Origin of the sequence: Pseudorhodoferax sp. Leaf265 (assembly GCF_001422365.1) — a bacterium.
In the GTDB taxonomy this organism is placed as follows: domain Bacteria; phylum Pseudomonadota; class Gammaproteobacteria; order Burkholderiales; family Burkholderiaceae_C; genus Pseudorhodoferax.
The window spans coordinates 78997-86226 of sequence record NZ_LMMT01000016.1; the positions used below are offsets into that span (position 1 = coordinate 78997).

The window sequence follows — 7230 nt, forward strand, 5'->3', positions numbered from 1 at the left end:
AGCATGCGTTCCTTTTGCCCGCCGCGAACCCGCCGATGCCAGACCCCACCGCCCGACCCGACAGCCCCTGGCGCGTGCTGCTGGTGTTCCTCCAGCTCGGCCTGACATCCTTCGGCGGCCCGGTCGCCCACCTGGGCTACTTCCGCACCGAGTTCGTCGAGCGGCGGCGCTGGCTCGACGATGCCGCCTATGCCGATCTGGTGGCGCTGTGCCAGTTCCTGCCCGGGCCGGCCAGCAGCCAGGTGGGCATGGCACTGGGCCTGGGCCGGGCCGGTGGCTGGGGCATGCTGGCCGCCTGGGCCGGGTTCACGCTGCCGTCGGCGCTCGCCTTGATCGCGCTGGCCGGCGCCATCGTGCACTGGCCCGCACTGGCTGACGCGGGCTGGGTGCACGGCCTCAAGGTGGCGGCCGTGGCCATCGTGGCGCAGGCTGTCTGGGGCATGGCGCGCACGCTGTGCCCGGACCGCCAGCGCGCCGCGCTGGCCATCGCGGCGGCGCTGGTGCTGCTGGCGTGGCCGGCGGCGCTGGCCCAGGTGCTCGTGATCGCAGGCGCGGCCATCGTGGGGCGTTGGCTGCTGCGGCTGCCGGCCGCCACGGCCGCACCCGCACCGCAGCATTGGCCGCTGTCGCGCCGCGGCGGTGCGCTCGCGCTGGCGCTGTTCCTGCTGCCGCTGGCCTTGCTGCCGCTGTGGGCGGTGGCCAGCGGCTCGCCGACGGCCGCGCTGGTCGACGGCTTCTACCGCGCCGGCGCGCTGGTGTTCGGCGGCGGCCATGTGGTGCTGCCGCTGTTGCAGGCCAGCGTGGTGCCGGTCGGCGCGCTCGGCAATGCCGAATTCCTGGCCGGCTACGGCGCAGCGCAGGCCGTGCCGGGCCCGCTGTTCACGTTCGCGGCCTACCTGGGTGCAGCGGCCCAGTGGCCGTGGCAGGGTTGGGTGGGCGGCGTGCTGCTGCTGCTGGTGATCTTCGCGCCGGCCGCGCTCGTGTTGCTGGCCGCGCTGCCGTTCTGGCAACTGCTGCGCGTGCGGCCTGGCGTGCAGGCCGCGCTGGCCGGTGTCAACGCGGCCGTGGTCGGCGTGCTGCTGGCGGCTTTGTACGACCCGGTGTGGACCAGCGGCATCCAGGGGCGCGGCGATTTCGCGCTCGCGCTGGCGGCCTTCGGCCTGCTCGTGGTCGGCCGCTGCTCGCCTGTGCTCGTCGTTGCGCTGGCCGCGGCGGCAGGCCAGGCGCTGGGTTGGATGTCATGAAAACTCGCGAATCGCGTCGATTATTCGCTTGATCGGTGTGCAAACGCGTGGCCCAATGGCGGCCATGGCACCGATCTCTTCCATCGCCTCCAGCGGCATGCAGGCCGCCCAGCAGCGGCTGCAGGCCTCTGCGCACAACGTCGCCAACGTGCAGACCGAGGGGTTCACGCGGCTGGAGGTGGTGCAGCAGTCGCGCAGCGAGACCGGTGGCGTGGACGCGGCGACGCGGCGGGCCGCGTCGGGCGGCGTGTCGCTGGAATCCGAGGTGGTCGACCAGCTGTCGGCCCGCAACGCCTTCGTGGCCAATGCCACCGTGTTCCGTACCGCCGACCGCATGGCCGGCGCGCTGCTGAACGTCTACGCCTGAGTCGGCAGCCCAGGCCCGCGCACCTTCGGACTACGCCGTCGTCTGCTGCAGGTACACCTGCAGATGCGCATAGGCGGCTTGCAATGTCGGCGCGGGCACGCCATGGCGCGCAGCGCGCACCAGCATGTCGCCGACGATGCCGTCGGCCTCCAGCTTCGCCATGCCGGCATCGATGTCGCGCGCCATCGACGCCTTCCAGGCAGAGGCGGGGTTGAGCAGCAGGCCCTGGATCTGCGCGACCGCCTCCGGCGTGAGCGGATGGCCTTCGGCCCGGCTGACCTGCAGGCACTCGGCCAGGGCGGCTTCGACGCAGCCGCGGCCATGCGCCGTGGCCAGGATCTGGGCGATGCTGCCGCGCAGCAGGCAGGTCATGGCCGCGCCGCTGCACAGCATGACCCACTTGTTCCAGAGCTGTTGCGCGATGTGCGGATCGATCGCGCGCAGGCCCGGGCTGCGCGCCAGCAGGCGGTACAGGTCGTCGGCCAGCAACTGCAGCTGCGGTGTGCGCGCGCCCAGGACCACGCGGTCGGCCGCGCCGAGATGGCGCGTGGACCCATCGGGCTGCAGCGCCACGGCGATGTAGGCCACGCCGCCCAGCACCTGCGCCTTGCCGAACGCGGCGTCGAGCAGGTCGTAGGTCTGCATGCCGTTCAGGAAGGGCAGGATGGCCGTGCGGGGGCCGATGGCGGGCGCGATGCTGCGCATGGCCTCGGGCAGGTCGTAGGTCTTGCAGGCCAGCAGCACCACATCGGCTGCGGGCAGGGCGCTGCCGGCCTCCACGACATCGACGGCGCCGTGGAAGTCGCCCAGTTCGCTGTGCACGTGCAGGCCGTGTGCGCGCAGCTGGCGGGCGCGCGCGCTGCGCACGAGGAAGGAGACGGAGGCGCCGGCCTGCAGCAGCCGGGCGCCGTAGTACGCACCGATGGCGCCAGCGCCGAGAACGAGAACCTTCATGGGGTCACCTGTGGTGGGGAGAGGAGGGCTGGCGCTTGCCGGCGGTCAGCGCGCGCCAGGAAAAAGAAGCGGCCGCGCCGCTGCGGAGGGCAGCACGCAGGCCACGTCGTGCCTGCACCCTGGCACCACCTGCAGCGGCCTGGGCTGTGCGGGCTGCAGCACCTGCGCATCGTAGGCCGCGTAGCCCTGGGCGCGCTGCAGGCGGTAGGGGCCCTGCAGCTGGGCGGCGCAGCCGTGGTCCAGCAGCTTGTCGGCGTTGCCGGGGCCGGGTCCGTTGTCGAGCGCGCCGGCCAGGTAGGCCAGGTCTGCCGCGCGGTAGCGGGCGCGTGCAGCCGCCGCGTCGCCCAGATGGGCGGGCAGGTCGGCCACGCCGTACTTCCACTGGTCGTAGCGCGGGCAGGCCGCGGCATCGGGCGTGTGCAGGGCCATCGGAGCGCCGGTGGGCTGCCCATCCTGTGGCGGCTGCGGCCGCACCGGGTCGAAGTACAGCCAGGTGCCCGGGTCGGCGACCACGTGGCGCAGCCGCACGCCGGCCGGCGCGTCAGCCGCGAAGGCTGCATGGTGCTGCAGCAGCTGGGCGCCGGCCGAGAAGCCCGCGAGCGTCACCTGGCGCAGGCCCGGCCACTGGCGCACCAACTCGGCCACCAGCGCGTCGAGCGCGGCGAAGGACGTGATGGGGTGCGGCCCGTCGGAGTCCTCGCCGGCCAACCAGGCGCCGCAGCGCCACAGCGCGTCGCCGGGCTGTGCCGCCACCTCGCCCGGCGTGTGGCAGCGCTGCGCCTGCGCGGCCCCGACCTGGAACAGCGGTGCGACCACCAGCACCCGCCCCTGCAGGCCGGCGCCTCGCACCGCCGCGAGCCCGGCGTTGAAGCTGTGCGCCGCATCGCGCGGATAGCCGTGCATGACGAGCAGCGCGGTGTCCGGAGTGCCTCCGGGGGGCTGAGACACGTAGTAGGCCAGTTGGCCGGCGCGCTGCGGCAGCGCCACGCGCAGCAGGCAGCCGGCCGGCTGGGCCTGCCGGTCGCAGGCGACGGCGGGGTCGGCCGCTGGCGTGCGCGGGATGGCGGGCGGCGCGGCCCGCGCTGCCAGCGCGAGAGCGGCCAGGCAAAGCCCCATCCACCTCATGGCGTCACGGCCGCGTGGGCGCCAGCGCGGGCGCCACGGTGCGGGCGCGGACCAGCAGCACGGCCGCCGCCGCCACCAGGCAGGCCGCGCCGGCCGTGAACAGCGCCGGCGTGTACGAGGCCAGCACCGAGCGCGACAGGCCCGCGCCATACGCCGCCACCGCCGCGCCGAGCTGGTGCGCCGCGAACACCCAGCCGAACACCAGCGCCGCGCGCTCGGGGCCGAACTCTGCTGCGGCCAGCTTGACCGTGGGCGGCACGGTGGCGATCCAGTCCAGCCCGTAGAACACGGCGAACAGCGACAGGCCGGCGATGGTGAACTCCGAATACGGCAGCCAGAACAGCGAGAGCCCGCGCAGGCCGTAGTACCAGAACAGCAGCTTGCGGCTGTCGTAGCGGTCCGACAGCCAGCCCGACGCCGTGGTGCCGATCAGGTCGAAGATGCCCATCATGGCCAGCACCGAGGCCGCTGGCACCGGCCCCATGCCGTAGTCGCCGCACAGCGAGATGAAGTGCGTCTGCACCAGGCCGTTGGTGCTGAGCCCGCAGATGAAGAAGGTGCCGGCCAGCACCCAGAAGGCCGGCACGCGCGAGGCGCTGGCCAGCGTCGAGAAGGGCAGCTTCCAGTCGGCGCGCGGCGCAGGCTGGGCCGGCGCGGCGGCGGGGTCGGCGCCGTAGGCGGACAGCCCCATGGCAGCCGGGCTGTCGCGCATGAACAGCAGCACCAGCACGAACACCAGCGCCGAGGCCGCCACGATGGGCAGCAAGGCCCAGCGCCAGCCGTGCTGCTCGATCAGCCAGGCCGCCAGCGGCAGGAACAGCAATTGCCCGGTGGCGCTGCTGCCGGCCAGCAGGCCCATGACCAGGCCCTTGCGCTGCACGAACCAGCGGTTGGCCACCATGGCGCCGAGCACCATGGCGGTGAGCCCGGTGCCCACGCCCAGCACCACGCCCCACAGCACGAAGGCCTCGCCCAGCGTGTGCATGAACAGGCCCAGCACCAGTGTGCTGGCGATCACGGCGGCGGCGAAGGCCACCACGCGCGAGACGCCGTAGCGCATCAGCACCACGGCCGCGAACGGGCCGAGCAGGCCGTACAGCGCGAAGCGCGTGGCGAACACGGACGAGAGCTCGGTGGTGCTCCAGCCGAACTCCTTGCCCAGCGGCTGCATCAGCGCGCCGGGCAGGCCGAGCGCGGCCGAGGTCGTGAGCATGGCCACGAAGGTGATGGCCGCGATGGCCCAGGCGTAGTGGATGCCACGGCGCTGCAGCAGCGCGGCGAATCGATGGGCCAGCATGGTGCGTGGGGATCTTGGAGGTGGCGAGGGCTTCAATGATAATGACCGCAATCAAAAATTGTCAACGCAGGGGCATGCGATGAAAGTGACCAAGGAACAGGCGCAGCAGAACAGGCTGGCCTTGCTCGAAGCCGCGGGCCAGCTGTTCAAGCAGCACGGCATCGACGGCGTGGGCGTGGCCGATGTGTGCCGCCAGGCTGGGCTCACGCACGGTGCGCTGTACAAGCATTTCACGGACAAGCAGGACCTCGCGGCCCAGGCGTTCGCCCATGCCTTCCAGGCCGGGCACGGGCGGGCCAGCCAGCCCGGGCTGGCCGGCGCGGGCCCGCGGCGCACGTTCGCGAGCTACCTGGACCGCTACCTGAGCCGCACGGTGCGCGACAACATGGCCAAGGGCTGCCCGCTGGTCTCGACCGCCTGCGAGACCGCGCGCCAGGGCGAGGCCGTCAGCCGCAGCTATGCCGATGCGTTCGCCGAGCTGCGCGCTGGGGTCATGGCGACACTGCCCGAAGAGACGGCACCGGCCGAGCGCGCGGCGCTGGCCAGCACCGTGGTGGCGGCGCTGGTCGGTGCGATGGCGATCTCGCGCGGCATGGCCAAGGCCGACCGGGCGGAGGCCGATGCGGTGCTGGCGCAGGTGCGCGGTGTGCTGGAGAGCTTGGGCGGCCTGGCAGTGCGTTGATCCGTTGCGAGCCTTCGAACGGCACGACATCGGCTCGCACGGCGCTGTTCCGAAGGCCGCGGAGCAGGCCATGCCAGCAGACGCTTTGGCCCTGGCTCTGCCAGGCCGCTGGCGGCGCCCCTGGAGGGGGATCGGATGTCTACACGAAGTGGGACATCCAGAGGGGTGGTCTCAAATCGTGACGCCGCCGTCGATGACGAGGTTCTGGCCCGTCATGAAGGCGCCGGCCTGCGAGGCCAGGAACACCGCTGCGCCAGCGATCTCGTCGGGCTCGCCGATGCGGCGCAGCGGCGTGGTGGCCGTGCGCTTCGTCAGCAGCTCCTCGTCCTCCCACAGCGCCCGCGCGAAGTCGGTCTTGATGAGCCCCGGCGCGATGCAGTTCACGCGCACGTTGTGCGGCCCGTACTCCACGGCGAGGTTGCGCGCCAGCTGCATGTCGGCCGCCTTGGAGATGCAATAGGCGCCGATGATGGGCGAGCCGCGCAGCCCGCCGATGGACGAGACGATGGTGATGCTGCCGCGCCTGCGCTCCAGCATGCCCGGCGCGGCGAAGCCGATCAGCCAGTGGTTGGCGATGACGTTGTTCTCCAGGATCTTGCGGAACTGCGCGTCCTCGATGCCGGCCATGGGCCCGTAGTAGGGGTTGCTGGCGGCGTTGCAGACCAGTGCGTCGACCGGGCCGAGCCGGCGCGCGGTCTCCTCGACCAGGTGCCGCAGTTCGTCCTTGGAGGAGATGTTGGCCGCGATGGCGATGGCCGCGCCTTCTCCATGCGCGCGGCAGATGCCGGCGGCCACCTCCTCGCAGGCCTCGGCCTTGCGCGAGGAGATCACCACCCTGGCGCCATGCTCGGCCATGCGCTCGGCGATGGCGCGGCCGATGCCGCGCGAGGAACCCGTGACGATGGCCACCTGGCCGGCCAGTGAGAACAGTGACATGCGTGTTGCCTCCTTGTGTTGGAGGCCACAGCATGCCTCAACTGCACATGGCGCGGATGTCGTCCGGGATCGGCACGGCCCGGATGCCGGGCGCATGGTCCGCGCGGTGCGCTGCGAAGATGCGCACCTCGTCGCATTCCAGGATCGGCGTCTCGCCGCGCGTGACGCGGTGGCGCAGCACGAAGCTGCTGCGCCGCCACTCGGCCACGGTCACCGCGATGTCCAGCACATCGCCGTAGCTGGCCGTGGCAATGAAGCGCGCATGCGTGTCGACGATGGGCGTGCCCAGGATGCCGCGCGCCTTCTCCAATTCGTGCCAGGGCGGAACGCCGCACTGCACGAAGAAGTGGTGGCCAGCCGCATCGAGCCAACGGAAGTAGTTGGGAAACCAGACGATGCGCGCGGGGTCGCAGTCGCCGAATTCGACGCGCACGCGGTGCACCACGCTGCGTGGCGCTGGGTGGGCTGAGGGTATGGAAGACATGGCCGCCATGTTAGACAGCCACGCCGCCGTGCCACCGCAGGACGCTCAGTCGGCGTAGACGCCAGCCGCCTTGATGACGGGGCCGAAGCGCGCCACCTCGGCCTGCACGAACTTCTTGTGCTCGGCCGGCTCGATGCGCTT

8 protein-coding genes are annotated in these 7230 nt (G+C 72.3%); 3 read left to right on the forward strand and 5 right to left on the reverse strand.

What is annotated here, in order from left to right; genetic code table 11:
* The first annotated feature begins 35 nt into the window (after positions 1-35).
* A complete protein-coding gene (chrA, locus tag ASF45_RS16540; protein WP_056664714.1) occupies positions 36-1244 on the forward strand; it encodes a chromate efflux transporter in 1209 nt (402 codons plus the stop codon).
* Positions 1245-1308: 64 nt separating this feature from the next.
* A complete protein-coding gene (locus ASF45_RS16545; protein WP_056664743.1) occupies positions 1309-1611 on the forward strand; it encodes a flagellar basal body protein in 303 nt (100 codons plus the stop codon).
* A 30-nt stretch (positions 1612-1641) separates the two neighbouring features.
* Here ASF45_RS16545 and ASF45_RS16550 read toward each other — a convergent pair whose 3' ends face one another.
* The 3 genes from ASF45_RS16550 to ASF45_RS16560 are packed head-to-tail and all read right to left on the reverse strand — an operon-like array spanning position 1642 to position 4987.
* Entirely contained in the window at positions 1642-2565 is a 924-nt protein-coding gene (locus ASF45_RS16550; protein ID WP_056664717.1) for a ketopantoate reductase family protein, read from the reverse strand.
* Positions 2566-2610: 45 nt separating this feature from the next.
* Positions 2611-3690: a hypothetical protein gene (locus tag ASF45_RS16555; RefSeq protein ID WP_056664720.1), complete on the reverse strand. Its 1080-nt coding sequence runs from the start codon at positions 3688-3690 to the stop codon at positions 2611-2613.
* A gap of 4 nt (positions 3691-3694) precedes the next feature.
* Positions 3695-4987: an MFS transporter gene (locus ASF45_RS16560; protein WP_056664722.1), complete on the reverse strand. Its 1293-nt coding sequence runs from the start codon at positions 4985-4987 to the stop codon at positions 3695-3697.
* Between the two features lie 79 nt (positions 4988-5066).
* Between ASF45_RS16560 and ASF45_RS16565 the strand changes: the two genes are divergently transcribed.
* A complete protein-coding gene (locus ASF45_RS16565; RefSeq protein WP_056664725.1) occupies positions 5067-5669 on the forward strand; it encodes a TetR/AcrR family transcriptional regulator in 603 nt (200 codons plus the stop codon).
* A gap of 171 nt (positions 5670-5840) precedes the next feature.
* Here ASF45_RS16565 and ASF45_RS16570 read toward each other — a convergent pair whose 3' ends face one another.
* Together ASF45_RS16570 and ASF45_RS16575 are read right to left on the reverse strand one after the other, a co-directional pair.
* A complete protein-coding gene (locus ASF45_RS16570) occupies positions 5841-6605 on the reverse strand; it encodes an SDR family NAD(P)-dependent oxidoreductase (protein ID WP_056664727.1) in 765 nt (254 codons plus the stop codon).
* Between the two features lie 37 nt (positions 6606-6642).
* Complete coding sequence (locus ASF45_RS16575) at positions 6643-7089, reverse strand: thioesterase family protein (protein WP_056664747.1); 447 nt, start codon at positions 7087-7089, stop codon at positions 6643-6645.
* Between the last annotated feature and the right edge of the window lie 141 nt (positions 7090-7230).

Bases quoted from the DNA above. Each gene is read 5' to 3' on its own strand.
- ASF45_RS16560 (WP_056664722.1), bottom strand. From the start codon at position 4,987: ATGCTGGCCCATCGATTCGCCGCGCTGCTGCAGCGCCGTGGCATCCAC.
- ASF45_RS16555 (WP_056664720.1), bottom strand. From the start codon at position 3,690: ATGAGGTGGATGGGGCTTTGCCTGGCCGCTCTCGCGCTGGCAGCGCGG.
- ASF45_RS16570 (WP_056664727.1), bottom strand. From the start codon at position 6,605: ATGTCACTGTTCTCACTGGCCGGCCAGGTGGCCATCGTCACGGGTTCC.
- ASF45_RS16575 (WP_056664747.1), bottom strand. From the start codon at position 7,089: ATGTCTTCCATACCCTCAGCCCACCCAGCGCCACGCAGCGTGGTGCAC.
- ASF45_RS16565 (WP_056664725.1), top strand. From the start codon at position 5,067: ATGAAAGTGACCAAGGAACAGGCGCAGCAGAACAGGCTGGCCTTGCTC.
- chrA (WP_056664714.1), top strand. From the start codon at position 36: ATGCCAGACCCCACCGCCCGACCCGACAGCCCCTGGCGCGTGCTGCTG.
- ASF45_RS16550 (WP_056664717.1), bottom strand. From the start codon at position 2,565: ATGAAGGTTCTCGTTCTCGGCGCTGGCGCCATCGGTGCGTACTACGGC.
- ASF45_RS16545 (WP_056664743.1), top strand. From the start codon at position 1,309: ATGGCACCGATCTCTTCCATCGCCTCCAGCGGCATGCAGGCCGCCCAG.